The following is a 24,945-nucleotide window of genomic DNA, read 5'->3' as shown; positions in this document are numbered from 1 at the left end:
TGACAACCCGATTGAGGGCTGTCTTTTTTATACAAGCATTCATTTAACACACAAACTGTTTGTCGTTACTTTGCTAAAGAAAGGCCAATACAAAGCAGCTAAGCGTAGACTTAACTATGCTCGCTCTTAGTTTCGCTGGCAGATTCACGATCAATTTCAATCTGAACTTGCCAATCGTCTATTTCCAACTCATAGCAGTTATTACCTTCACCATTAATACGGTCAATAACCAGAAAGTCAGAGTCACAACCAAGGGCTAATAGGGGATGATGCCAGACATTGGCATCATATTGCACGCCCTGATGAGACTTGGCATAAAATACTTTCAAATCATCAGCAGATTGAGGTGGCTTACCCGCAGGTGCTACGACGACAATATAATCTTGACCGTTCATCGAAAAGAATGCTTGCGTGCCAAACGGATGATACTCCATTACGGATAAAGCGATAGGAAGCTCACGTTTTTTGGCACGAAAGATACTCATGCCCACAGTGCCCCCATTTAATGAAGCTTCAGCAATGGCATGGTGGCGACATGCGTAGCCTTTATTGATATGGTAGCAATTATCAGACGTCTGTTCTTCCTTATCATAAGGTTCGATAACCTTACCATATGGCGCAAAATCAGCTTTAGTCAAAGGTTTGGTTACGATTGTTGTGCTCATGAATTTACCTTACTATAGATTAGCAATATCAGTTAATTGGTAGAGTTATTTACTATTCTGAATCACTTATTATTCTGGACGAATAAACGGCATGTGTCTATTTACGTCTTTGTATAGTAAGTATCTAAATGGACCAGGGCCACCGGCGTAACAAGATTGTGGGCAAAATGCACGTAGCCACATAAAGTCACCTGCCTCAACCTCTACCCATTCAGCGTTTAAGTGATACACAGCTTTACCTTCTAGGACATACAAGCCATGTTCCATCACATGAGTTTCATCGAATGGAATCACGCCACCTGGCTGGAAAGTGACAATATTTACATGCATATCGTGACGCATATCCGACTGCTCGGTAAATCTGGTGGTTTTCCAAACGCCATCTGTATCTGGCATCTCAATAGCTTCGACCTCATGATCACTTGTTACAAAGGCTTCGGGCACATCGATACCCTCTACGAACTGATAAGCTTTGCGGATCCAATGAAATTTGACGTGCTTGTCGCTATTGTTTTTCAGCGTCCATTTACATGCTGGTGGTAAGAAAGCATAGCCACCCGCTTCAAGATGATGCGCCTCGCCTTCGATAGTAATGTCCATTTCACCTTCAACGACAAATAATACGGCTTCTGCTTTGGCATCCAGCTCAGGCTTGTCAGAGCCACCATTGGGCGCGACTTCAACGATGTATTGTGAGAAGGTTTCTGAAAAACCGCTTAGCGGACGTGCAATCACCCACATGCGCATGCCTTCCCAAAACGGCAGGTAGCTAATCACAATGTCAGTTAGGACACGTTTGGGAATAATCGCATAAGCTTCGGTGAAGATAGCGCGATCGGATAGTAGTTGTGTTTGCGGCGGCAATCCGCCAGTTGGTGCGTAATAAGTACTCTTTGTTGACATGGTTAATAATCCTTAATGTTTATGTACCGCGATAGATTTATGTTTGAGCGCGCGTTTACATCCAGTTCGCTGTATTGTCGCTAGTGGCTGGATGGTTTTCATACCAGTGCTTAGCGATTTCATCGCGGCGACATACCCAAACGTCAGGTTTGCTGGTGATGTACTTCAAAAATTGTTTGAGTGCAGTGATACGGCCAGCACGGCCAATAATGCGGCAGTGCAAACCGATGGTTAGCATTTTTGGCGCGTTTTTGCCTTCTTTGGCACCTTCTTCATAAAGGGTATCAAAACTGTCTTTTAAATACTGATAAAAGGGTTCAGCGTTGGTAAAGCCCGGGCTTGACGCAAAGCGCATATCATTGGTTTCAAGCGTATACGGGATAACCAGATGCGGCTTACGGGTAAGCTGGTTGCCTTCTTCTACCTTAACATTGAGCCAGTAAGGCAGTTCATCAGCGTAGGAGTCAGAGTCGTAGATATAGCCGCCTTGCTCAGCGACCAACTCACGCGTATTGGGGCTATCACGTCCAGTGTACCAGCCTAGAGGCTGACCACCAAGCATGCGTTTAAAGATTTCAGTCGCTTGGCGTACGTGCTCACGTTCTGTCTCACGATACATATATTGATAAGTGATCCAGCGTAGTCCGTGGCTTGCCACCTCATGCCCATCTTCTAGGACACGCTCGATAATATGCGGTGTCTTTTCAGCAGCAGAAGCACAAGTAAAAGTGGTAATTGGCAGACCGTATTCTTTAAAAACATCTAACACTCGCCAAACGCCCACACGGCTACCGTATTCAAAGGCAGACTCGATAGACTGGTGACGATTATTAAATTCTGGTGTACCTAAGACATCTGATAAAAAGCGCTCAGACTGACCATCACCATGCATAACGCTATTTTCTGCGCCCTCTTCGATATTTAGTACGAACTGTACCGCTATTCTTGCACCGCCTGGCCAGTTTGCTTGTGGTGGGTTGCCGCCATAGCCTTTTAGATCGCGTGGATAGGCTTCGTGATTAAAATCGCTGGTAATCTTTTTTGTCATTTTGTTTATCCTTTTATCCTTTATAAAAACAGAGCAATATAGTTGCTCGAAACTTATTAAATAATTGATCAGTACAAAGACAGAAACGTTTGTACTGATTTTTATCAAACAGACTGACTCTTATACTGTGTTTCTCATTCTACTATCGTGTCAGGGTCTACTGCATAAGGGCGCATCAAGACCCAATATACGACACCACCCAATGCAGCGCCTAACAAGAAACCATAACCTTCAAGCTTGGTAAGCGCTGGTATCAGCACCGTGGCAATAGAGAACAAAGCACCGATGGCAAAGGCGATAAGCGCACGAATGTTCCAGCCTTTGTAGTAGTAATAAGCGCCTGTTGGCTGATCAGAAAACAAATCATTCATATCGATATGTTGACGTTTGATCAGGTAGTAATCGATTACCAAGATTCCAAAAAATGGAGCGATGATGGCACCGACAGCATTGACAAAACCAACAATACCGATCTTACTGATAAATGATAACCACAGTGCGCCAACGAAGAAGGCGATAATAGCAGTGATTAAGCCGCCCCTACGAAAGTTAATATGCTTAGGGAACAAATTGGCCAAATCGTAAGCTGGAGGAATAAAGTTTGCGACCATATTGATACCGACAGTAGCGGCAAAAAAGGTCACTGCTGCAATGATAGTCAAGGGTAGAGCGTCCACGCGATCAACGATGTCCGATGGATTGGTCAGCGCTTCACCAAATATGACTAAGGTGCCAGCAGTAATGACCAAAGCAATGAAAGAGAAAAACACCATGTTAATGGGTAGACCCACTAAATTGCCCAAGCGCATATCACGCTCACTACGTAAAAAGCGTGAGAAATCCCCGAAGTTGATGACGACTGCCGCAAAGTAAGCAACCATGGTACCGACGATAGCAGTAAAGGCTTGGATGGAGTTTCCACTGTAATCACTGCCACTTGCAAAAATAGAGTTGATGGCTGGTAGCAACTCAGAACCTGACTGATACCAAATAACCGCCATAAGGACGACCATCACAACATAAACTAGGGGACCTGCCCAATTTAAAAAATGCTTGATCGGTTCGATACCCGCCCAAAATAGCAGGATTTGGAATACCCAAACAATAACAAAAGCAATCCATGCCGTACTGTTTAAACCTAAGAAAGTCGTATCTGGACTGCCTATAAAAATAGCCAGTAAAATGGCGACTGCGGTTGAAGCAAAGTAGGTCTGCACGCCGTACCAAAAAATACCAATAATAGCGCGTAGAATAGCAGGTAAATTAGCACCGTTAATACCCATGCTGGCACGTACTAATACAGGAAAAGGGATACCATATTTGACACTAGGTTTACCAGTTAGGTTCACCATCCACATAACAATGAAGCCTGAGCAGATAATGGCTGCCATTACCCACCACCCACTCAAGCCATAGCTCAAAAACAAGGAGGCTGCAAGGGTATAACCGAATAGACTTTGGATGTCATTAGACCAGACGTTAAATATGGCAAACCAGCCCCAATTACGCTCTGCCGGCTGTAGAGGTGCTAAATCGTCGTTATATAACCTTGAGTTTTTGCGTTCTGGATTAAACTTATTGCAGTCATAAAGAGCAGTGTTTTTATGATTGCTTTGTCGACTTCCTTGCTCATTCGCAGTAGACATCCTTTTCTCCCTTTAGGTTAGAGTCAATCGAAACAAAGATTGTTAACACTTAATAGTATCCATTGTTAACACTTTAAGGATGTCTACGTCATTGGTCAAGATAATTGTTTGTTTAGGGATTAGAAAGCTCAAGATAATTGTTTGTTTAGGGATTAGAAAGCTTATTTATAACCCAGAAGCATACGCTATAATTTGCTGACGCTCTTCATCCGTCAACTGTGTAAGATTGCCAAGTGGCATATAGCCAGTTTGTACCGCCGTTATGATTTTGGCTTTGTGAATTTTCATGTCTTCAGGGGTTTGAAGGACAATACCTGCTGGCGGTGCAGCGAAGCCTTGTTGAGTTGGCTGCACGGCATGACAGGTACTACAACGCGTATGTACGACAGCCATAATAGCATCGTCGGCCGAGGCGTTAACTGGCACAGTTTCGGCAGCAGAACTTTCACTTTCATTCGCATTGGCATTAGAATCGACATTAGAAACAGCACTGGCAGTATTATTGGAGGTGGCCTTAGCAGCAGTAGCATTGTCTGCTTCACTCTCTGTACTAGCAGCAGGGGGCGTACTGTCGGTTACTGGCGCGGCAGCCACTGGAGCACTAGTAGCAGGTAATGGTTCGATTGGCGCTGGGCGCATCCAAATAATTAATAGCACTGTTAGTAATGCCGGGATCCAGAGGAATTTTGTTTGTGTGTTACCTAGGTGTTTTTGGTTAAAGTAATGACGTACAAGGGCGGTGATGATACCGACAAATACCAATATCAACCAACCGTGCGCATGAGAGTACATCATCGGATAGTGGTTGCTAATCATGGTAAAAATCAGCGGTAAGGTAAAATAGTTGTTCATTAGCGAGCGGTTTTTTGCTTGTAGCGCCAAGTCTGCTACTTCTTTACCGGGTTTTTCACCGCGCCGCACACAATCTACAAGCGCGCGCTGAGCTGGCATGATACCAAAGAGTACGTTGCCCGCCATGACCGTACCTAAGATGGCCCCAATATGAATAAAGGAGGCGCGATCGCTGAACAGCTGATACGATCCCCACGTCGCGATGATCAACAATATAAAAATAAGCGAGCTGAAGACAAAGGCGTTTTTGCCTAAGTGACTGCGAACGATCACTTCATAGATGAAATAGCTGCCAAATAAAAACAGTAAGCTTGTCGATATGGCCCCGACGCTACTGCCAAAAGCGACTTTGCTGGGGTCAATCAGATAAGCTGTGGCGTTGGCATAATAGACAATAGAAAGCATTGCCATACCAGTTAGCCACGTCGTATAAGCCTCCCATTTAAACCAGTGCAGGGTTTTTGGCATCTCTTCAGGTTCAAGCTTGTATTTAGCAATCTCATAAAAACCGCCACCATGTACCGCCCATAAGTCGCCTGAGATACCTTTATCGGCTTTCCACTGTGGCGGCTTACGAAGGCTCAGATCTAACCAAACAAAATAAAAAGACGCGCCAATCCAAGCAATCCCAGCGATAACGTGAAACCAGCGAAAAAATAAAGCGACCCAATCGAGAAGATATGCACCCATGTGGCAAGTGTCCTTTTGTCTAATGTTCTTTTATCCAGTGTATGTTTACACTATGACGTACTAAATTTACGAACCGCGATACGTGCTGTAGCCATGTGCGCTAAGTAGTAGCGGTACATGATAGTGACCGTTGTCACTTATCATAAAATCGATGACGACCTGCGGATAAAAAGCCGTTAGGTTTTGGGCATCAAAATAAGCCTGAGTATCAAACGTTAAAGTATAACGGCCAACATCCAAGTGATATTCGGCAATATCAATAGTTGGGTCAAACGACCAGCTATCTGGGGTCACGCGTCCATCAGAGTTGGTGACGCCATTGGCTAATAATGACGCCTCACCGCTTGCGCTTACGCGATGTAGCGTCACTGCGATATCAGCGGCAGGTTTGCCAAGATGGGTATCTAAAATATGTGATGAGAGAGTACCTGACATGATAATTCCTTTTATATATTGAACCAGTAAGGCAAAGTTTAGGTTAAGTGGCGTCTAGCAGTTTTTGTAGGCGTAAACGCGTGATTTTATTTTGCTCAGTAGCGGCATTGGCCAGCTCGGTGTCGCGATCGTTTGGTAAACGCGCTAACAATAAATCAAGCATTTGCTGTGCACTCTTGCCGGTTGCAAATACGATAAAGATAAAACCGAACTTATCGAGATAATCTTGATTGCCCTGAGCCAATGCTGCAATCACTTCATCCTCAGCATCATTTGCGCCTGATTGTTCATGTGCGGCGCTATCTTGAGTGTTACGGTATTTTTCTTTTAGCGAGTCGACGTTGCCGATTTGCGGATGACCGTCGAACGCCTCAAGCAAATTCGCTTCAGTTGTTTGGGCCTGTTGCCATGCTTTGTCGCTACGAGCCAGCAAGGTGTCCATGTCTGCAAAAGGACGTGCATTTGCCATCTCATGCGCCCAGCTGGTACTCGTACAGCAGGTCAGTAGGCGTGAAGTCGCTTCTGCCTGCGAGAGATTGTTAAACTGTGGTAATGTTAAACTCACGGTGACATCCTTTTATTTTTATACAAAAACTCAGTAATATAACTGCCTAGCGTTTATGTAGACTTATATCGTCATAATAAGTTTTATCAATTAAAAACTACGTAAAACCCATGCAAAAGTACTATTACAAAAGTACTATTACTCGGACAGTTATTGCTTTAATATTATCTATTCTGCTTAAACCTGACCATTTGGTCAACTACTTTATAAGAAATACTTGTATTTATCTTGCTATGTTGCATAAAAACTAAGGATTTATTTCAATAGTTTATTAGGATATAGCTACCTATCAATCATACCTAATGGCACAAAATATGGCTCATCAGAACCAAGCGAACACGTCATCTGCCTCAGAGGCATCTTCTCATCGTAGTCAACAAGATATTCGCGCGCAGAATCAAGCACTAATCTTAGCGGCGGCTGAAGAGGAGTTCGTCCTACAAGGCTATCGCGGAGCCACCATGCAAGGTATCGCTGATCGAGCAGGGCTACCAAAAGCCAATATTCATTATTATTTTAAAAATAAGAAGAATTTGTACAAGGCGGTGCTACATTCTATTATTCAAGAATGGAATGAAGGCCTAGTTACTATGACGGTTGATAGTGACCCAAAGACCGTCATCGAAAAGTTTGTACGTACCAAGTTGCATCAAGCGTTTGCAAATCCGAACCGGCATAAGCTATTTGCGCTTGAGGTCATTGGCGGTGCACCGCATCTCCACGACTTTATGTCGACCACGATGAAAGAGTGGGCACTTGAAAAAACGCAGGTAATGAAGATATGGCACGAGCAAGGCAAAATAAGTATTGCTGATCCCTTACAATTGCTGATTTTGATTTGGGCGACAACCCAAAGGTATGCTGAGTTTGAGACAGAAATCGTCGGTTTAATGGAAAAAAATGCTTATGATAAGCAAGATGAGGCGCGGGCAGCTGAGTTTTTGGTGCCGTTTATTTTGCGTGGCTGCGGTCTTTAATAGTAAGTATAGACTCTTGTTTTATAAAGACAAAACCACTTTAACGCTAGTCGCATTGGTCAATGCTCTATCGCTAAAGTGGTGATTGAAGTGCAACGAAAGCTTTTGTCTGACTCTCTTTGTTTGTTCGATTAAGTTATGTGCAAATCATAACGTTTGACCTTCTACGTCAACCTCACTCTGAGACATTTCGCGAACAGGCCTTAGTTCATCATCAGCATGCTGCTCTGGCTCATCAAACTCAACACCATAACTTTTTGGTAAAATCATATCAAGAACGATAGCAACGATACCTGACATGGTCACCGCTGAGCCAAAGATATTACGGAAAAACTGCGGCGTTTGGGCAAATACATCAGGGACAAAAGCAACACCCATTGAGAGACCTAACGAAGTTGCGATGATTAAGATATTACGATGGGTAAAGTCCACGGTTGATAGGATGCGGATACCTGCAGTCGCTACCGTTGCAAACATCAGTAATGTCACCCCACCTACGACAGGTTTTGGTAACTGGGTAAAGATGGCGCCCAAAACAGGGAATAAACCCATGATGAATAAGATAGCACCAACATAAAAACCGACGTAACGACTGGCAATGCCCGTCATCTGAATCACGCCATTATTTTGACTAAAAGTCGTCACTGGGAAGGTGTTAAATACAGCAGCAATCAGCGAGTTGACACCATCACCTAATACACCACCCTTAATACGTTTTTCATATACTGGGCCTTTGATTGGTTCGCCTGAAATCATTGAGGTGGCGGTTAAGTCACCTGAGGTCTCAATACTAGTAATAATATACATAAAGGCGATAGGAATAAAAGCTTGCCAGTCAAAACCAAAACCGAATTTAAAGGGTACGGGTAGGGTAAATACGGGGGCTTGAGCGACTAAAGAGAAGTCAATACGTCCCATAAGCATTGCTACAAATAGACCGAGCATTAATCCAATAAAGATAGCACTTGAGCGAATTACTTTATTGTTAATAATGCTAATAAGTACCACACTGACCAACACCCCGCCGCCCAGTAGCAGATTTTGCATACTTCCAAAATCTTCTGCACCAACGCCGCCTGCCAGATCAGTCAATCCCACTTTGGTCAATGACAGACCGATAGTCACAATCACACAGCCTGTAACGATAGGGCTCATCAAAGACTTAAGCTTGGTAATAAATTGGCTTAAAAAGATTTCGACAAAAGCACCAAGAAACGAGACACCAAAGATGACAGAGAGTATCTCCTCCGGGCTACCGCCTCGATTTTTTACCACAAAACCTGCTGCCAATACCGCAGCTAAGAAGCCAAAGCTGGTGCCTTGTAATGCCATAAGGCCAGAGCCTACAGGTCCAACCTTGCGCGTCTGAATAAAGGTAGCAACCCCAGATACCATTAAAGCCATGCTAATAAGGTAGGGTACGTGCTCACCCAAACCCAAGACACCACCAATAATTAATGAAGGGGTAATAATGCCTACGAAAGCGGCAAGCACATGCTGTACCGCTCCCAAAAATGCTTTTGCAGGAGCAGGACGGTCATGCAATCCGTATAACAAATCAGGGTTTCCTTGAGTATTTTCACTCATTTTGGCTTCCTCCTAAGGTGACTTTTAGTCCAATCTTTGTCGGTAACATTAAGCGATACAAGGGATGTCTAGGCTAGAACCCTTATATGGCCGAGTCCTATTAACGACTCGTATTAATTAGCTGTTTAACAAAGAGTCGCACTGATCCTTGTGCTAATAAATAAAACTGGCAGCGATCATTGATTGCTGTTAGCTGTTTATTTATTAAACCTACTAATCATCTTACCCTAAAACCTGACTAGTTGGTCAGCTATATTAGGGTATAGTGAAAGCGTTAGTCATTGCAATGTTTTTTTTCAAATTGGTGCGTTTATTTATTTTTAGATATGGTTGATTAGCTAGTTGTGGTGCAAGTTGTTGACTTTAGACGTCACTATTGGATGCTGGGAGTAAGCAAGTGAGAAGGTTTTTATTTACACACACGCTTTGATACAACGATTAAAGTAAATTTCTCATATTAATTATTGCCAAAATGTTATTACTCCGTTATTATGCCTCTCACTATTAAATGCTAATCATTATCATTAACATTTATAATATTTTTTTCTATATATAACTAACAATGATTAATAAATTCAATTATTGCAAAGCTAGTCATTGTAAGACCAGGTAAGTATTTGAAAGGTGAGTCGAGGCAAGGACCATTTATAAACGGCTTTTAATAGCAATTCTAAAAATCTAATTTTGATCGTCATTAAAGTGAGTGTGTTATGCGTGAAGTAAAGTTACCAATCTCGTCCAATCAATTGACCGTGTTATCTATGGGCGTGGCAGCCATATTGTGGACGCAGGCAGCCAGTGCGGCAGCAGAAGACATGCCAAGTACTACGCTACAGACCATTACCGTTACGGCCAATAGCTCAGTACGAGATAAAGTACAAAAGGATGGCGTGTATGTCGAAGACTATACACCAGCTGCACAGGCAAGCCACTTAAGTGATTTTTTGGATGTCATACCAGGGGTTGAGGTCGGTGGCACCTCATCGGTCAATCAGCGCGTGCGTGTGCGTGGTCTTGATGATACCAATCTTAAAGTCACCGTTGATGGCGCGCGTCAAGAAGGCGCGATGTTTTATCATATGGGTGATATCACCATCGATCCAGACCTATTAAAACAAGCAGAAGTGGCAGTGGGTAACAACTCTGTCACGCTAGGTAACGATGCCATCGGCGGCGCAGTAGCATTTGAAACGGTCGATGCAGTAGATTTACTCAAACCGGGTCAAAAGGTCGGTGCCAAACTACACGCAGGTTATGCCAGTAATAATGATGAGCTACTTACGTCAGCGACTGTGTATGGTGCGCCAACAGACAATATCGACCTATTGGCTTATTATGGCAAGCGCGATACCGACTCTGGTGAAGATGGCGACGGCCGTGAGCTTTATGAGGACAGTGAGAGCGAAAACATCTTATTAAAAGCAGGCGCGTATATTGGTGACGATCATCATGTCGGTGCAAGCTTTAGCCGTACCGAAAAAGAAGGTGTTTTCCCATTCCGTCCAGATTTTCCAAGCCTTCCTAACAGTCGTGGTCTTGATGTAATCCCACAAGAAATAAAGCGCGATACTTATACGCTCGATCATAACTTTAATCCAGCAAACTCACTCATTGACGTTGATACCACCGTTTATCAAACAGAAACGCAGATTCTGCGTGATTCTGAAGACGTAGGCAACTTTGATTTTGATGCAAAAGTAAAAACCACAGGTGTTAAGATTGAAAATACCAGTGTTATTGACACAAATAGCGGTCGTCATAAGCTAATCGTAGGCGCTGAGCACTACGAAAAAGAGTCAGAGATGGCACGTGATGGTTCTGCAACTGCGAATGATGATGCCAATAACACCTCAGTCTATCTAGAAGACCAATGGCAAATGGGCAAACTGACGCTGACACCAGGTGTACGCTACGACCGCTATGAGTCTCCTGAATTTGTGGCGGGCGGTTCTACTTATGACAATGTGGTTGGCGCGCTAGCAGCCAGCTACGAGATTGCGCCGCGTACGCAAGTGTTTGCCAGCTACACAGAGCTGTTTAATGGCCCAGATTTAGGCCAAACTGTCTTTAACAGCAATGGCGAGGGTATTTATGTCAATAATGACCTTAAGCCAGAAGAAGGCTATAACTCTGAGGTAGGTGTGGCCACCACGCTACGCGATTTAACCATTGCTGATGATGCGCTACAATTGAGTGCTAAATATTTTAGATCCAATATCGAAAACTATCAGCAGTTTATGCGTACAGGTGGTCGCCCTGGTAGATTTGGGATTGACTGTGAGACCGGCGCGATAGGCGGTGACTGTCAAGGTATGTTCAACAGTGATGAAGACTATAAAATAGATGGTGTTGAGCTGGCTGCTAACTACACTACTCGTGACTTTGGCATGGGGCTGAGCTACTCACGTGCTCGTAGCGAAGGCGATAAGACAGGCAATAGTATCCCATCAGTGAGTGGCAGCGGTGCTGACTCGGGCGATCGCTACATGGTGAACTTAGATTATGCAGCTAATGATATGGTTGATTTAGGCTGGCGCAGTACTTATGTGGCATCTATTACTGATAATCAAGGTGAGACTAAGCCAAGCTATGATGTGCACGATGTGTATGTGAACTATTCACCACGTCAGTTTGATGGTCTAAAAGCCACCGTTGGGGTTTATAACTTATTTGATGAGACTTATGCCAGTCACGCATCGCGCTTAAATACGGCTGATGCTACGGCTACAGATTTTGAGATGGGTCGTAATATCAAAACCTCTTTGACCTATCAATTCTAAAAGTCGTTAACTCTAAAATCTATCAGCTCTGACTGCATAATCGTAGTGTGACTGATGAAAAATAAAAAGCCAGCTGTCTGACGAGGAGAGCTGGCTTTTCTTATCGTAATTTTAGACCTCACCAAGATGGTTGTATGACTGTGCTACTGGTATAAATTTTCTTTGCGTGCTGCTTACACAGAGGCTGCACAAAATTCATCCCAGTAGCACTGTATCGTTTTTAAAGTGGGTTAACTAGACAGCTAAAAGGATAAAAAATGACCAAACCTAATCCAAGAGTATTAGAAGTAAAAGGCATCGCCGATATCACGCCGAACATGCGCCGCATTACGCTTGGCGGAGCGGGCATGCAAGACTTCCCAATCGAGCAAGAAAGCGCCTATATCAAACTGATGTTTGCAGGGGAGGCAGGAAAAAAGCCCATCATGCGCACTTATACCATTATCCAGCAACGTGACGATGAAATCGATGTCGATTTTGTCTTGCATGGTCTCAACCACAAAGGCGCTGAAGGCCCTGCCTCACATTGGGCCAAAACCACACAAATCGGTGATACTATTTTGATCGGGGGGCCTGGCGCCAAAAAGCTTATCAATCACGAGGCGGATTGGTTTTTATTGGCAGGAGACATGACCGCGCTGCCCGCCATCACGGTAAACTTAGCACAGCTGCCCGAGGATGCCGAGGGTTATGCCGTCATCGAGGTGCTGAGTGAGGACGATATCCAGCCGCTACAAAAGCCGAAGAATATAACGCTTGAGTGGGTAATCAATGCCGAAGCAAGCAGCAGTCATTACCCCATTCTTGAGCGTATTAAGACGCTAGGCTGGCCGGCTGGTGAGGTGGCAGTGTGGGCGGCGTGCGAGTTCAATAGTATGCGAGCGCTGCGCCAGTACTTCAAACAAAAAGAAGTGGCTAAGAGTCATCTTTATATCTCCAGCTACTGGAAACTTGATAGCAATGAAGATGAGCATAAAATCGTCAAACGCGAAGATGCTGCATTAGGGTTATAAGGTGACGTAGCCACAGTCCTGCTTAACTATAACTATAACAATGTATCGACAATTACTGGCCGACCTTGATGATTGAGTACCGTCACATCGACGTTATATAAATCTTTCATGGTAGCTTTAGTGATGACATCGACAGGCTGCCCAACCGCCATCACTTGGCCAGTTTTCATCATGACCACGGTATCGGCAAACTGCGCGGCTTGGTTGATATCATGTAGGACGATGACCACGGTTTTTTGCTGACTGCAGCTAAGCTCGCGCAGCTCACGCATCAGACGCCCTGCATGGTACATATCCAGATTGTTTAGCGGCTCATCGAGCAACAGATACGGCGTGTCTTGGCAGACAATCATCGCAATCAGCACGCGTTGCCGCTGACCACCAGAGAGCGTCGATAAAAAACGCTCGGCTAATGGCTCAAGCTCAAAACGCGCGATCACTTCCTGCACTTTTTGCTCATCCTCCGCGCTTGGTTGTCCTTGATGATACGGATAGCGGCCAAACATCAGCAGCTCATGCACGCGCAGGCGACCTTGCACTTGGTTGTCTTGCCCGAGCATCGCCACCGTCTTAGCCAAAGTGCGCGCAGGGCAGCTGACAATATCATGCTCACCAAACATCACCTTCCCAGACTGTAGCGGTTGTAGCCTTGCCATGACCGAAAATAAGGTAGATTTGCCCGCGCCATTGGGGCCGATTAGGGCAATCACTTGGGCGCTTGGTAAGGATAAGTCGATGTCATGCAGGATTTGTTGCTTGCCGATATGGTGGGAGATATTATCGAGTTTAATCATAATAATTCTTATTTTTTAGATAAATTTTAATCAGTTTTAAATAGTTTATGATTTTTTATATAGGTCAATATGACATGTCATCAACGCCGCTGGGTCATAAATATCAGTAGCAAAAACACCAAGCCGCCCGCCAGTTCAATCACCACGGATAACACTCCCGCCATGCCGAGTACTTGCTCAAACAGCGTCTGACCGAGTACCAAACAAATCATCGCCACCAAACTGACCAATATCAGGCGCTCGCTATGATACATATGCCGTGCGATGCGATTGGTCAAGGCGCAGACCAGCAAGCCAAAAAAAGTCACCGGCCCGACCAATGCCGTGGCGGTGGCGACCAATACCGCAATGACCGTCAACAGCCCAAATGCGAGGCGTTGATAATTAATGCCCAAATTAATCGCTTGCGCCTTACCTAGCATCAAGACATCGCATTGATAGCGCCAGCGCCAAATACACAGCGCGCTAATGGTGCAAATAATGAAGCTAATCCCCAATAGCTGCGGGTTGACGGTATTAAACTGCGCGTAACTGGCCGACTGCACCACGACAAAATCATCGGGGTTAATCAGGCGCGCAATCAATGCTGATAAGCTGCGAAACAACACCCCAAAGATAACGCCCACCAGTATCAGCCGCGTCAAATCCTGACTGCTTTTTGAGAACAGCAGGCGAAACAATAATAACGACGCGCCAAACATCAGGACAATCTCAAGGGTGAATTTGGCAATAGGATTGATGCTGGTAAAGCTCATTGCCCCCAAAAAGAACACCAATAAGCTTTGGAGCAGCACATACAGCGAGTCAAAGCCCAGTAGAGAAGGGGTCAAAATAGGATTGTGCGTTAAGGTTTGAAAGAGCAGAGTCGATACGCCAATCGCATAGCCGACCACCATGAGTGCCAGCAGTTTTTTACCTCGTAGTGGCAAGGCAAAATCCCAATGACCATTGACATTGAGCGTCAAAAACAGCGTCATCGAGACCAGCAAAATAACGGTGGCAATCGCCTTTGGATGATTGCTGATCCATGCCCAAAGCTGAGCCAAGCGATTCTGGCTAGAGGGGGTTGCGTGGCTCTTGTTATCTAAATTATTGTTTTTTAAACGACGTTTCTCTGAGTCAGTCTTTGTAGAGCGGCCAGTTATAGAGCCATGCTTAGAGGGTGAAAACATACGTAAATCCTACTATGCTACCTGTAATATAGTCAATCCCATATAAAAACGATACAGCGAGATGAAAAGTTATTTTTCGTAGCATCTGTCGGCGTAGGCACAGCACGCAAGAAAAATTTATACCAGTAGCGCTATATTTCTTTGAAAGTGTATCAGCTATATTCTATAAAGTTCTTGCTTAACCACCAGCGACAGGGGTAATAAACACCACACTATCGCCGTCATGGATTTGTTCTGTCCACTTAACGAAGTAATCGTTGACAGCGACCCGCAGCTCAGATTGCGGACGACTAAAGCCATGCTTTTGATGAAGCTGTTCGTATAGCTGGCTCAATGAGGTCGATTGCGCCACGCTAATGGTTTCTTGCTGGCAGCCAGCTTCATCAGCGAGGCTAGCAAAGTATAAAACATTAATATCCATGGCGGTATCAACGCTGGTTGCTGTTTCAGTTTCTGGCTCAACGATTTTTGATTCAATAGCGCTCATCACACTCTCCATTCTTTACAAGCTACTTGGCTTTGTGTTCAATGCCTTACTGTCTTGAAAAAACTGTTTTAAAAGAAGTCTTATAATCCTAAGCATGACTATAATCTGATTTTCCGCCCGTTTTTTTTAGCAAATGTACATTATCAATGACAATATCATGCGATATGGCTTTAGTCATGTCATAGATGGTTAGGCACGCCACGCTTACAGCGGTTAAGGCTTCCATCTCGACACCCGTTTTATGCGTGACTTTGACAGTTGCACTGACGGTTATGCTGTTGCACGCATCATCATATTCAAAGGTTAAACCAATCTTATCTAATGGTAGTGGATGACACAGCGGGATCAGATCGTGGGTGCGCTTGGCGGCCATAATACCTGCTATATGGGCAGTTTGCGTGATGCTGCCTTTTTTAGTCATGCCATCAGCGGCTTTAATCTGCTGATAAATCTCGTTTGGAAACCGTACTTGCCCTGCTGCACTGGCTTCTCGTGTGGTAGCAGTTTTACCACTGACATCGACCATAGTAATATCGCCATCGTTGTCCAAATGCGATAAAGTGGATTGGGCCGCAGTAGCTTGGTTGTTTGCTTGGCTATTACTGTTCATTTATCCATTCTCTTACGTTTCTTATAAATTACTTAATGATGCACAAGCACGAGCAAAGTCTGCTGGCATATTAAAATTGGTCAAATGCTGCCAGTTGCTTGCTAAAGGCACCGCTTGCGTCATAGGCTGAATAAAGGCCATCACTCGCCGCCCGCCATTATCAATATAGGCTTTTAGATCAGGCTCAATGCTTAACTGATAAAGCCCTAATAATGGATACAAATGGCGCTCATCGGTTAAGCAAATGATCTGCTTATGATAAGCTTGGTTTTTGCGGGTTTGACTATCCTTTATTTGGATTGTTACAGGCTGCAATTTTTGCCATAACTCTGTAGCCGGTATCAGACTATCACAGCTAATCACCATTAACCAAGATGACTGGTTTTCTGTTATAGCATCTGACGAATAAGTCTTTATCACGGTTTGCAGGGCCGACTCGATAGCGACCAATGCCCCGCCCGTGTGAATTTGGCTGTTACTAATCCGACCGTTACTATTTTGGCCAGCGCTATTTTGTCTCTCAGCATTCTGGCCATTAATCGTATCAGCGCCATAATCAGTAACATGCATAATAGGCGCTTGAGAGTCGCTATCCATCAGATCGGAATCAATATAAAAGCCGCGCCCATTATCGGCAATCATAATAGGCACGTTTTTGTTATTGCCAGTATGAGCTTTAGCTAAATCCAGCGCCTGCCGTACATGATAGTCTAGCAAGCGCTCGCCTGTCGGTAGAGTAAGCTCCGCTTTGGGCGTGCCCATACGGCTAGACGCGCCACCTGCTAAAATAACAATACCAGCCAAACTGTCTAAGCAGTTCAAACCATTTGAACCATTTATAGTATTTATCATAGCCACACTTTACTTATCCTCGCATCAGTCGTGGCTTGGGTTTTGTGCCATAAAATGGGGTACAAAATTGCACGGTCGCGTACGGCTATCGAACTGCGCTTTGAGGATGTTTTCCCAGCCCGTACGGCACGCGCCCGATGAGCCTGGCAAACAAAAGATACCCGTGCTGTTTGCCATGCCTGCAACCGCGCGCGACTGTACCGTTGACATGCCAATCTCATCTTTTGAGATCAGACGAAACATCTCACCAAAGCCGTCGATAGATTTATCAAACAATACCTTTACTGCCTCTGGCATACTGTCTCTGATAAAAAACCCTGTACCGCCAGTGGTAATAACCGCGTGGACGTTTGGATCAGCAATCCAGCCACTAATCACCGCTCGTATCTGATAGATATCATCGGTAATCAGCTTGCGATCCGCCAGATGATGACCTGCGTCGGTCAGGCTATCTGCTAGGTACTGTCCTGACGTATCTTCTGCAAGAGTGCGACTATCAGAAACGGTCAATACGGCAATATTAAGTGGGGTAAACTTAGCAGCAGGTTTGCTCATAGGGATTCCTCAAAGATACAGTTTATGATTCAAATATAGATTTCATGATTAGAGTACAGTAATGCTAACCACCGATAATTGATAAGTTATGCATAATGCCGCTATTAGACTCATGCAAATGATGGTGCTCAGGCTTAATCGGCATAAAATTGTGCAAAGTTTCCACCAAACCTTGCACATCCCCTGTTTGCAGATGCTGACGAATATCATAGTTACCTTGGTCAAATAAGCACAGATGCACCTTACCTTGACTGCTTACCCGCAGACGGTTACAGGTCTCACAAAAATGCGCGGCATAAGGGGCGATCATACCGATGCGACCAACATAGTCTGGATGACTATACTCTACCGCTGGACCATCACTACTACCTCGTACGTGTGGTTGCCAGCCGTGCTCAGTCAGATAATCGATGATGGTATCGGAATGTGCATGCTGAGCAAAAAACAGATCACTGTTATCACTGGTTTGCATAAATTCAATAAATCGGTAAGTAACGGGTCTGTCTTTGACATAATCGATGGCGTCCATCAAGTTTTCAAACGCGGTCTCTGCCATCAAAACACTGTTTATCTTTAGCTTGATATCCGTGGTATTTAATAAAATATCCATATCAGTAAGCAGCTGCGGTAACGTATTAAAGCCGGTCATCTTATGAAAGGTATCAGCATCAAAGCTGTCCATGCTGATATTCAACTGATTTAGTCCAGCCGCTTGCCAACTCGCTAGGTGTTTACCGAGTTTATAACCGTTACTGGTCATAGCGACAGTTTCGATACCTGATGTCTGTTTGATGGTTTGAATAATCTCAACCACATCACGGCGAATAGAAGGTTCACCACCCGTGATTCTCACCTTTTTGGTGCCGACTTGCGCAAACCCACGAATCAGTGTTGCAATCTCAGGAACGCTAAGCTCATCATCAGGACGCTTGCCTTGATAACCATTTGGTAGGCAATATTCACAGCGAAAATTACAAAAATCAGTGATAGACAGACGCAGATAAGTCAAGCGACGAGAGAAACCGTCCATTAAAGGCTGATGGGCATCAATCGTACTAGCAGCAGGTGCAGTTATAGATGACGCTCTATAACTATCAAACGTAGTATGTACAGAGGTAGGCGAATATATCTGAGCACTGCCTATCCGAGCATTACTTATTTTAGTATTGTCATCATTCATAATTTACTGCCATTAGTATTGCTGGTTATCAGCATTACTTTTTTATTCGGAGTTATCAACCTATTGTAACGTTTATTTCGGGTTTTCTTGTAGTCATCTTATAGTAAATTGGCAAGCGCTTAATCAATGATGTAGCCAAGGAAAAGGCTGGACGGTCACGGTACTGTCCGCTGCCACGTCGCCGCTATCCTTATCTAACACAATAAAGCAATTGGCATGGCTTAGCTGTTTGATTCTGTGTGATTGCTGACTTGCGAAGCTCTCAACTTGATAACTTCCTGCTACATTTTGCGACAATATACCGCGCTGAAAGTCTTTGCGACCGACTGATTTTTTTACGTCATTTATCAGCGTCGCTTTGACGTTTAATTGCATAGGTTGTTCTGATAAGCTAGCGCCTGACATCTGCCACAATGCTGGTATCACAAACTGCAGCGCCCCGACGACCGTGGATAACGGATTGCCTGGTAAGCCGAAGTATAATACTGGTTTATCAAGTTCTTTGTTTAATTCACCAAACACAAAGGGCTTGCCGGGTTTCATCGCTACTTTATAATGGTTAATCTGCCCGAGCTGCTCGATGACGGTAGTCAAAAAATCATAATCGCCCACCGATACGCCAGCGGTCGAGATCAGCACATCACAGTCTTGCATAGCTGCACTGACAGCCGCAGTCGTCTTATCCAAATCATCGGGAATAATGCCGTAATCACGAATGGTAATGGGCAAATCTGCCAGCAGGCTCTTGAGAGTTGGGGTATTGGAATTATATATTTGTGCAAGGCTTGTGAGCTCATCACCTACAGCGACAAGCTCATCGCCAGTCGCAAGTAGTCCTACGATAAGTGGCTCAAATACTTTTACTTGGCTAATGCCTAAATTGGCAAGTAGGCTAATGTCAGCAGGGTTAATACGTTTGCCTACTTTTAAGACCGCTTCACCTGACTTAATCTCTTCACCTTGGCGGCGAATATTATTATTCACTTTGGCCGCTTGTGTGAGCGTTATCGCGTAAGTCTGCGACTTATCAACCGTGTCTTTTATCTCCGCAAAACTGGTGTTCTCTTGCATGATAACCGTATCACAGTCACTTGGCACGACTGCGCCTGTAAAGATACGTACGCCTTGTCCCGCTACAAGCTGACCCGTGTAAGCACTGCCCGCTTGCGACTCCCCAATGATGTCAATGGTGTCGTCTTTGGCAAGCACGCTGCCTTGAGCAATCGCATAGCCATCCATCGCAGAGAGGTTTTGTCTGGGTATATCAAAATTTGATTTGATATCTTCCGCCAGTATTTGATTGCGGCTATCCAATAGCTCACAATTATTGATGACTCTTTGTTGTAGAGGAAAGTCGTTATTGTTGTAATTGTCTATGCGCAGCTTTATCGCTGATTGCAATTCTTCCATAGTAATCATAAGGGTTACTCTTTCTTATTTATAATATTAAAGATCAAAAAACCGTGACGTAAAAATCACTCAATCTCAACTATCAAGCCATCTCTGTGCTCTAGCATGAGCAAGTTGACTTGGTGTGTCAATATCATAACTGAGTCGATGATTCTTTACGGTACTCATTTGATGAGGCGCCAGTCCTCTAATTAAGTGACGTAACCCTTTATCCCCTGTTAGCGATACTTGCCATTGCGTTAGTAGCTTGTAATCAATGACTAGAGGCAGTCCAATAATATTTTTGTTTGAGGGACTATTAGCGATACTTTCAACCAAATTTTGCTCATCACTCCAATTATTTGAACTGCTATATCTGCTAGCAACTACCCTCTGCGACCCTGCCAGCAAGACTTGCAAATGCTCTTTATTAAGAAGCACTTGATCAACGCCTATGATTAATACTCGGTCCACTGCCAAACTCTCGCGACTCTCTAACTCTTTTAACGCATCTATACCTAAATATAAACTGTGCGCCATACCGATTTTGGGTGCTGGATTTACAACCGTGTGAATAACAGCATGCTGTGCTGCCAACTTAGCCACCGCCTCTGCTATTAATGAATTATCCTCAGGAATAACTATGATAATAGCTTGCGGCTGAGTCGCTAATGCAATCTTGGTCATATAGCAGATTAAGGGTTCACCATCTTTGCGGAGGAGTTGTTTCGCTTCACCCAAACGCTGGCTTAATCCACTCGCTAGAATAATAGCGGCATGATTTTGAGTCATCATACGTGGCTCATCATAGTTACGTCCCTATTGTCTAAATCTACACATTTAGCTGGCGATACTTGATTATGCATGACCGCATTTATCTCTGCCATAATACCAAGTGCCAAGGCTTCAGGGCCATCACCACCTAACTTATAGCCGATAGGATAATGCAGTTTATTAATCCCTGCATTTAAAACATTAGGGTCAGCTTTGGTCGCACTAATCTCGTTAATTAAACGCTCGGTACGATAGCGCGGGCCTAATTGTCCAAGGTACTTATAATGATTGGCATGCTCTAGTAGGGTTGCAAGGCGAGTACGGTCTTGAGTCAAACTATGTGACATAAGCGCCACTGCCGCATTTTCACTTAGCGCCAGCAACTCATCTGTCGCATCAAGGGGCAACTGCGTCACCATATCTGTCTGAGAAAAACGTAAGCGAGTCGCGTACCTTGGACGACTATCTATAACTGTGACATGCCAATCTTGCATTTTTGCCATTGTCACCAGCGGCATGACATCATTGCCTGCCCCGCAAATCAGTAGACGTATCTGTGGCTGTATGCTTTGTACGAGCCACCCTGTTGCCAAGTTAGCGTTGTCACCATTGTTATCATTGTCATCACCTTTTACAACGATGTACTCGGCATTTTTATCGATAAGCTCGTGTTGTGCTAACTTTTTAACCGTATCTACGATCGCACTTGAAGTGTTAGCTCCAGCTTGATTTGACCCGTTATTGATACCGATGCTATCAGCGCCAATTGTGGTGATTTGTCCTGACTCAGTATAATTATCCAGATCAATACGCATACCGATTTTAAGTTTAGAGCTTGAATCTTGATGATTAGCAAAATGAATGAGGGTTGCAATTTTTTTTGGCTGCTGAGTTGTACGCACTTGCTGAACAGCAGTTAATAAAGACATGGCGGATGTCAGACGCTCAAACAATACATGTACACGCCCATTACAGCCTAGACCAAAATTCATTTCATCCATTTCATAGTATAAATCATCATGCGACTCGTCACTCACATCGTTTTGTGTCAGCTCAGAATCAGGTTTAGCCTTGCCATCCTCAGTATAGGCAATATCATCACCCGTTTGGTAGACTTGTACGCTTGCGCCATTACGAGTCAGCCAAAAGGCGCGTTTGATAATATGTGGCTCAAGACAGCCGCCACTAATCATCCCCACTGAACGCCCATCCTCTAAAATGAGCATCATAGCTCCAGCCCGGCGATATGCTGAACCTTCGGTACGAACCACCGTTACCAGTACAGCATCAACTTTTTGTTGCTGAGCCTCGCGTGCCAGCTTAAGAATGTCAGCGATTTGATTCATAACGCCTCTTGTTTTGCTTATGTTATAACTTGCTTGTGTTACAAACAGTTAGGTTGTAAAAACCCGCTACTTAAGCGGGTTTCTTTAATAAAGCAGTTTCTATTAAAAACGGTACTCGTATTTAAGATTACTCTGGCATCTCAGCAAGCAGCTTATCAAGCGTAATCGGAAAATCATAAACACGCACACCGACTGCATTATAGATGGCATTAGCAATGGCTGCCGCCGAACCTGAAATGGAGGTTTCTCCTATCCCTTTGATATGCATAGGGTTGGTATAGGGGTCATCCTCTTCTAACAAAATCACCTCCAACTGCGGTACGTCAGCATTGACGGGCACATGGTACTCGGCAAGGTCATGGTTACATAAGCGGCCATCATGCTTGTCATGAATAACCTCTTCCATCAAAGCAGAGCCAATTCCAAATATCATACCGCCATAACACTGTGAAGTTGCCAACTTATGGTTGAGAATACGTCCTGCTGCATACACGCCAGTCATACGTTTGACGCGGATCTCACCGGTGACTTTATGTACCGCAACTTCAGCAAAGTTGGCTCCAAACGAGGCTTGGCGATGGTTTTTTTCATTTTTTCCTGGTTTGATTTGGCCTTTGGCGCTGATTTCTTGCTCGTCAAACTCAGCGATGATATCGGCTAGTGCATAGGACTGATCACTACTGAAGTCATATTGCTCGGTTGCTGTTTTTAGCTTTGATGCCGATTCTGGCAGCGGTATACCCGTTTTCTCTGACGCTTTTTCTGCCAAATCTACGGCTTTATCTACCAAGCCTGAGACTTTATTAGCCAATTTTTCATCAACAAGCTCTGTAACTTTTTCTTTCCCCGCATCGATAGCCGCTTCTGTCTTGCTAGACTCATGCTCACCTGATTTTTTAATTTGACCGTTATCTATACGAATGGTATCGGTATGTAGACCTACTTTTTTGGCTAATATGGCGCGTAACTGCTCACAAGCCAAATAAACCCCACTACCAGCACTGGCCGCGCCAAAACTACCGCCAGAACCTGATGCTGGTGGCAAATCACTGTCGCCAAGTTTCATCTCGATGTGATCGATAGGCAGACCCAGTAAGTCGGCTGCGACCTGAGTAAAGACGGTATAAGAACCTGTCCCAATATCTGTCATATCAGTTTCGATAATGGCTTTGACGCCAAGCTCTTTTGAGCCATCTACTTGTAGTATCGCCCGCGCTTCAGAGGGTTGTAACGTGTTACCACGAGAGGTGCCAGACATACCGGTACCTATCCACCAGTCGCCTTCTAGTCGGCTGGCAGGTTTGGGATTATGCTGATCCCAACCAAATGCTTCAGCGCCTTTTTCCATACAGGCGACCAGCTGACGTGTGGAGAACGGAATCTCTTTGCTGGGGTCTTCTTCAGGTTCGTTCCGGCGGCGCAGCTCAATAGGATCCATCTCAAGCTTGTTCGCCAGCTCATCCATCGCACACTCAACAGCAATCATACCCACCGCTTCACCAGGAGCACGCATAGAGCCTGATAATACGTGATTCATATCCACCATCTGATAGCTGACGCGGCGATTCTCTCCACGATACAAGAAGTGAGTGGATAATGCTGTTGGTTCAAAGAACGCCTCGCCTGGCAAATTGCTGGTCGTGGTATCGTGAATAAAGGTATTAATAATACCGTCTTCATTACAACCAATAGCAATACGCTGACGAGTGTTTGAGCGTCTTATCGTCGCCTCCATCACTTGCGGACGCGTCATAGTAATCAGCACCGGACGACCGACTTCTTTAGAAGCAATAGCGGCAGCAATAGATTCTGGTGCAATACCAAGCTTACTACCAAAACCGCCGCCCACATAATATGAGATCAGCTCGACTTGATCTTTATTCAAATCTAATGCGTCCATCACTTGCTGCTTACAAGAGGCGATCATCTGGTTTGAAGTGTACAAAACCAGCCTATCATCTTCCCAATGTGCCAAAGTAACGTGCGGTTCCATCGGTGAATTGCTCTGACTTGGAGTATGGTACACACTATCAAGGGTGACAGCTGAATCAGCAAGGCCTTGTTCTGGGTCACCGTGCTTAGCATTCTTATCCGAACCCTTTTTCTCATTTACCTCGTGGGCGTTAGGTAGCTCTTTAGTAAAATCCAAAGCCGCTTGGTCGGTTTCATCTTTATAAGTGACTTTAAGCGCCTTGGCACCTTCTGTCGCTGCTTCAAAAGTTTCAGCGACAACCACTGCGATGGGCTCGCCATGATAAAAAACCTCGCTCACACCCTGAGTCGGTGCTTCGGTCTCACCGCCTTGCTGTGAGTTACGTAAGAAGCGCTTAGGGTCGGTGACGACTTTAATAATACCTGGAATATCTGCAATCGAGTCGCTATCGATTTTTTCAACTTTTCCTTTTGCGATGGTCGAGCTAACCAAGACACCATACACTTTATTGTCTAATTGAATCTCTGCCGAATAATGGGCCTGACCGCTAACCTTTAACGAGCCCTCGACGCGGTTAATGGGTTTACCCACCAAATTACTTGCTGTTTTGTCGAATAATGTTTCAACAGGCTCATTCATTTTTTCTTTATTGGTAAGCTCTGACGGTAATACTGAATCTAATAATGACATGA

22 protein-coding genes are annotated in these 24,945 nt (G+C 44.5%); 3 read left to right on the top strand and 19 right to left on the bottom strand.

Features of this window, described 5'->3' with window-relative positions:
* Positions 1 to 110: 110 nt before the first annotated feature.
* The 7 genes from PENNN9_RS08665 to uraD form a co-directional block, all read right to left on the bottom strand.
* The gene (locus tag PENNN9_RS08665) at positions 111 to 665 is read right to left on the bottom strand and encodes an ureidoglycolate lyase (RefSeq protein WP_058369296.1); all 555 of its coding nucleotides are present in this window, start codon (positions 663 to 665) and stop codon (positions 111 to 113) included.
* 69 nt (positions 666 to 734) lie between these two features.
* Positions 735 to 1,568, bottom strand: coding sequence for a bifunctional allantoicase/(S)-ureidoglycine aminohydrolase (locus PENNN9_RS08660; protein ID WP_058369295.1), 834 nt, complete (start codon positions 1,566 to 1,568; stop codon positions 735 to 737).
* Between the two features lie 55 nt (positions 1,569 to 1,623).
* Positions 1,624 to 2,616 carry an allantoinase PuuE gene (gene puuE / locus PENNN9_RS08655; protein WP_058369294.1) on the bottom strand — a complete coding sequence of 331 codons (993 nt, stop codon included), beginning with the start codon at positions 2,614 to 2,616 and terminating at the stop codon, positions 1,624 to 1,626.
* A 134-nt stretch (positions 2,617 to 2,750) separates the two neighbouring features.
* The gene (locus PENNN9_RS08650) at positions 2,751 to 4,262 is read right to left on the bottom strand and encodes an NCS1 family nucleobase:cation symporter-1 (protein WP_058369293.1); all 1,512 of its coding nucleotides are present in this window, start codon (positions 4,260 to 4,262) and stop codon (positions 2,751 to 2,753) included.
* 165 nt (positions 4,263 to 4,427) lie between these two features.
* Entirely contained in the window at positions 4,428 to 5,804 is a 1,377-nt protein-coding gene (locus PENNN9_RS08645) for a urate hydroxylase PuuD (protein ID WP_058369292.1), read from the bottom strand.
* A gap of 66 nt (positions 5,805 to 5,870) precedes the next feature.
* On the bottom strand, positions 5,871 to 6,239 hold the full coding sequence (gene uraH, locus PENNN9_RS08640; protein ID WP_058369291.1) for a hydroxyisourate hydrolase: 369 nt from the start codon (positions 6,237 to 6,239) through the stop codon (positions 5,871 to 5,873).
* A gap of 43 nt (positions 6,240 to 6,282) precedes the next feature.
* A complete protein-coding gene (uraD, locus tag PENNN9_RS08635; protein ID WP_058369290.1) occupies positions 6,283 to 6,804 on the bottom strand; it encodes a 2-oxo-4-hydroxy-4-carboxy-5-ureidoimidazoline decarboxylase in 522 nt (173 codons plus the stop codon).
* A 314-nt stretch (positions 6,805 to 7,118) separates the two neighbouring features.
* Between uraD and PENNN9_RS08630 the strand changes: the two genes are divergently transcribed.
* Positions 7,119 to 7,781, top strand: a complete 663-nt coding sequence (locus PENNN9_RS08630; protein WP_058369302.1) for a TetR/AcrR family transcriptional regulator — start codon at positions 7,119 to 7,121, stop codon at positions 7,779 to 7,781.
* Positions 7,782 to 7,928: 147 nt separating this feature from the next.
* Here the strand turns inward: PENNN9_RS08630 and PENNN9_RS08625 are convergent, their stop codons facing one another.
* Entirely contained in the window at positions 7,929 to 9,368 is a 1,440-nt protein-coding gene (locus PENNN9_RS08625) for a uracil-xanthine permease family protein (protein WP_058369289.1), read from the bottom strand.
* Between the two features lie 710 nt (positions 9,369 to 10,078).
* Here PENNN9_RS08625 and PENNN9_RS08620 point away from each other — a divergent pair.
* Positions 10,079 to 12,148 carry a TonB-dependent receptor domain-containing protein gene (locus PENNN9_RS08620; RefSeq protein WP_058369288.1) on the top strand — a complete coding sequence of 690 codons (2,070 nt, stop codon included), beginning with the start codon at positions 10,079 to 10,081 and terminating at the stop codon, positions 12,146 to 12,148.
* Between the two features lie 257 nt (positions 12,149 to 12,405).
* Positions 12,406 to 13,161 carry a siderophore-interacting protein gene (locus tag PENNN9_RS08615; protein ID WP_058369287.1) on the top strand — a complete coding sequence of 252 codons (756 nt, stop codon included), beginning with the start codon at positions 12,406 to 12,408 and terminating at the stop codon, positions 13,159 to 13,161.
* Between the two features lie 32 nt (positions 13,162 to 13,193).
* On the opposite strand, the gene PENNN9_RS08610 is transcribed toward PENNN9_RS08615, so the two are convergent.
* From PENNN9_RS08610 to PENNN9_RS08560, 11 genes are all read right to left on the bottom strand, one after another.
* Positions 13,194 to 13,955, bottom strand: coding sequence for an ABC transporter ATP-binding protein (locus tag PENNN9_RS08610; RefSeq protein ID WP_058369286.1), 762 nt, complete (start codon positions 13,953 to 13,955; stop codon positions 13,194 to 13,196).
* Between the two features lie 80 nt (positions 13,956 to 14,035).
* The gene (locus PENNN9_RS08605; RefSeq protein WP_058369285.1) at positions 14,036 to 15,127 is read right to left on the bottom strand and encodes an iron chelate uptake ABC transporter family permease subunit; all 1,092 of its coding nucleotides are present in this window, start codon (positions 15,125 to 15,127) and stop codon (positions 14,036 to 14,038) included.
* A gap of 178 nt (positions 15,128 to 15,305) precedes the next feature.
* The gene (locus PENNN9_RS08600) at positions 15,306 to 15,614 is read right to left on the bottom strand and encodes a MoaD/ThiS family protein (RefSeq protein WP_058369284.1); all 309 of its coding nucleotides are present in this window, start codon (positions 15,612 to 15,614) and stop codon (positions 15,306 to 15,308) included.
* 88 nt (positions 15,615 to 15,702) lie between these two features.
* On the bottom strand, positions 15,703 to 16,224 hold the full coding sequence (gene moaC / locus PENNN9_RS08595; RefSeq protein ID WP_058369283.1) for a cyclic pyranopterin monophosphate synthase MoaC: 522 nt from the start codon (positions 16,222 to 16,224) through the stop codon (positions 15,703 to 15,705).
* Positions 16,225 to 16,245: 21 nt separating this feature from the next.
* Entirely contained in the window at positions 16,246 to 17,076 is an 831-nt protein-coding gene (locus PENNN9_RS08590; protein ID WP_058369282.1) for a molybdenum cofactor guanylyltransferase, read from the bottom strand.
* Between the two features lie 24 nt (positions 17,077 to 17,100).
* Positions 17,101 to 17,631, bottom strand: a complete 531-nt coding sequence (moaB, locus tag PENNN9_RS08585; protein WP_058369281.1) for a molybdenum cofactor biosynthesis protein B — start codon at positions 17,629 to 17,631, stop codon at positions 17,101 to 17,103.
* Between the two features lie 64 nt (positions 17,632 to 17,695).
* On the bottom strand, positions 17,696 to 18,811 hold the full coding sequence (moaA, locus tag PENNN9_RS08580; protein WP_058369280.1) for a GTP 3',8-cyclase MoaA: 1,116 nt from the start codon (positions 18,809 to 18,811) through the stop codon (positions 17,696 to 17,698).
* 123 nt (positions 18,812 to 18,934) lie between these two features.
* A complete protein-coding gene (glp, locus tag PENNN9_RS08575) occupies positions 18,935 to 20,230 on the bottom strand; it encodes a gephyrin-like molybdotransferase Glp (protein ID WP_058369279.1) in 1,296 nt (431 codons plus the stop codon).
* Positions 20,231 to 20,296: 66 nt separating this feature from the next.
* Positions 20,297 to 20,995: a nucleotidyltransferase family protein gene (locus PENNN9_RS08570; protein ID WP_058369278.1), complete on the bottom strand. Its 699-nt coding sequence runs from the start codon at positions 20,993 to 20,995 to the stop codon at positions 20,297 to 20,299.
* A complete protein-coding gene (locus PENNN9_RS08565; protein WP_058369277.1) occupies positions 20,992 to 22,320 on the bottom strand; it encodes an XdhC family protein in 1,329 nt (442 codons plus the stop codon). Before PENNN9_RS08565 ends, PENNN9_RS08570 begins: the two co-directional genes overlap by 4 nt.
* A 127-nt stretch (positions 22,321 to 22,447) precedes the next feature.
* Positions 22,448 to 24,943, bottom strand: a complete 2,496-nt coding sequence (locus tag PENNN9_RS08560) for a xanthine dehydrogenase family protein molybdopterin-binding subunit (RefSeq protein ID WP_058369276.1) — start codon at positions 24,941 to 24,943, stop codon at positions 22,448 to 22,450.
* Between the last annotated feature and the right edge of the window lie 2 nt (positions 24,944 to 24,945).

Source organism: Psychrobacter sp. ENNN9_III, assembly GCF_001462175.1.
Lineage (GTDB): Bacteria > Pseudomonadota > Gammaproteobacteria > Pseudomonadales > Moraxellaceae > Psychrobacter.
Note: the sequence above shows the minus strand (reverse complement) of the source record. Positions and strands in the feature narration are given on the sequence as shown.

What these genes read in the sequence shown, in the direction of transcription:
- PENNN9_RS08665 (WP_058369296.1), bottom strand. Translation starts at nt 665, where the DNA reads ATGAGCACAACAATCGTAACCAAACCTTTGACTAAAGCTGATTTTGCG.
- PENNN9_RS08660 (WP_058369295.1), bottom strand. Translation starts at nt 1,568, where the DNA reads ATGTCAACAAAGAGTACTTATTACGCACCAACTGGCGGATTGCCGCCG.
- puuE (WP_058369294.1), bottom strand. Translation starts at nt 2,616, where the DNA reads ATGACAAAAAAGATTACCAGCGATTTTAATCACGAAGCCTATCCACGC.
- PENNN9_RS08650 (WP_058369293.1), bottom strand. Translation starts at nt 4,262, where the DNA reads ATGTCTACTGCGAATGAGCAAGGAAGTCGACAAAGCAATCATAAAAAC.
- PENNN9_RS08645 (WP_058369292.1), bottom strand. Translation starts at nt 5,804, where the DNA reads ATGGGTGCATATCTTCTCGATTGGGTCGCTTTATTTTTTCGCTGGTTT.
- uraH (WP_058369291.1), bottom strand. Translation starts at nt 6,239, where the DNA reads ATGTCAGGTACTCTCTCATCACATATTTTAGATACCCATCTTGGCAAA.
- PENNN9_RS08630 (WP_058369302.1), top strand. Translation starts at nt 7,119, where the DNA reads ATGGCTCATCAGAACCAAGCGAACACGTCATCTGCCTCAGAGGCATCT.
- PENNN9_RS08625 (WP_058369289.1), bottom strand. Translation starts at nt 9,368, where the DNA reads ATGAGTGAAAATACTCAAGGAAACCCTGATTTGTTATACGGATTGCAT.
- PENNN9_RS08620 (WP_058369288.1), top strand. Translation starts at nt 10,079, where the DNA reads ATGCGTGAAGTAAAGTTACCAATCTCGTCCAATCAATTGACCGTGTTA.
- PENNN9_RS08615 (WP_058369287.1), top strand. Translation starts at nt 12,406, where the DNA reads ATGACCAAACCTAATCCAAGAGTATTAGAAGTAAAAGGCATCGCCGAT.
- PENNN9_RS08610 (WP_058369286.1), bottom strand. Translation starts at nt 13,955, where the DNA reads ATGATTAAACTCGATAATATCTCCCACCATATCGGCAAGCAACAAATC.
- PENNN9_RS08605 (WP_058369285.1), bottom strand. Translation starts at nt 15,127, where the DNA reads ATGTTTTCACCCTCTAAGCATGGCTCTATAACTGGCCGCTCTACAAAG.
- PENNN9_RS08600 (WP_058369284.1), bottom strand. Translation starts at nt 15,614, where the DNA reads ATGAGCGCTATTGAATCAAAAATCGTTGAGCCAGAAACTGAAACAGCA.
- moaC (WP_058369283.1), bottom strand. Translation starts at nt 16,224, where the DNA reads ATGAACAGTAATAGCCAAGCAAACAACCAAGCTACTGCGGCCCAATCC.
- PENNN9_RS08590 (WP_058369282.1), bottom strand. Translation starts at nt 17,076, where the DNA reads ATGATAAATACTATAAATGGTTCAAATGGTTTGAACTGCTTAGACAGT.
- moaB (WP_058369281.1), bottom strand. Translation starts at nt 17,631, where the DNA reads ATGAGCAAACCTGCTGCTAAGTTTACCCCACTTAATATTGCCGTATTG.
- moaA (WP_058369280.1), bottom strand. Translation starts at nt 18,811, where the DNA reads ATGAATGATGACAATACTAAAATAAGTAATGCTCGGATAGGCAGTGCT.
- glp (WP_058369279.1), bottom strand. Translation starts at nt 20,230, where the DNA reads ATGATTACTATGGAAGAATTGCAATCAGCGATAAAGCTGCGCATAGAC.
- PENNN9_RS08570 (WP_058369278.1), bottom strand. Translation starts at nt 20,995, where the DNA reads ATGATGACTCAAAATCATGCCGCTATTATTCTAGCGAGTGGATTAAGC.
- PENNN9_RS08565 (WP_058369277.1), bottom strand. Translation starts at nt 22,320, where the DNA reads ATGAATCAAATCGCTGACATTCTTAAGCTGGCACGCGAGGCTCAGCAA.
- PENNN9_RS08560 (WP_058369276.1), bottom strand. Translation starts at nt 24,943, where the DNA reads ATGTCATTATTAGATTCAGTATTACCGTCAGAGCTTACCAATAAAGAA.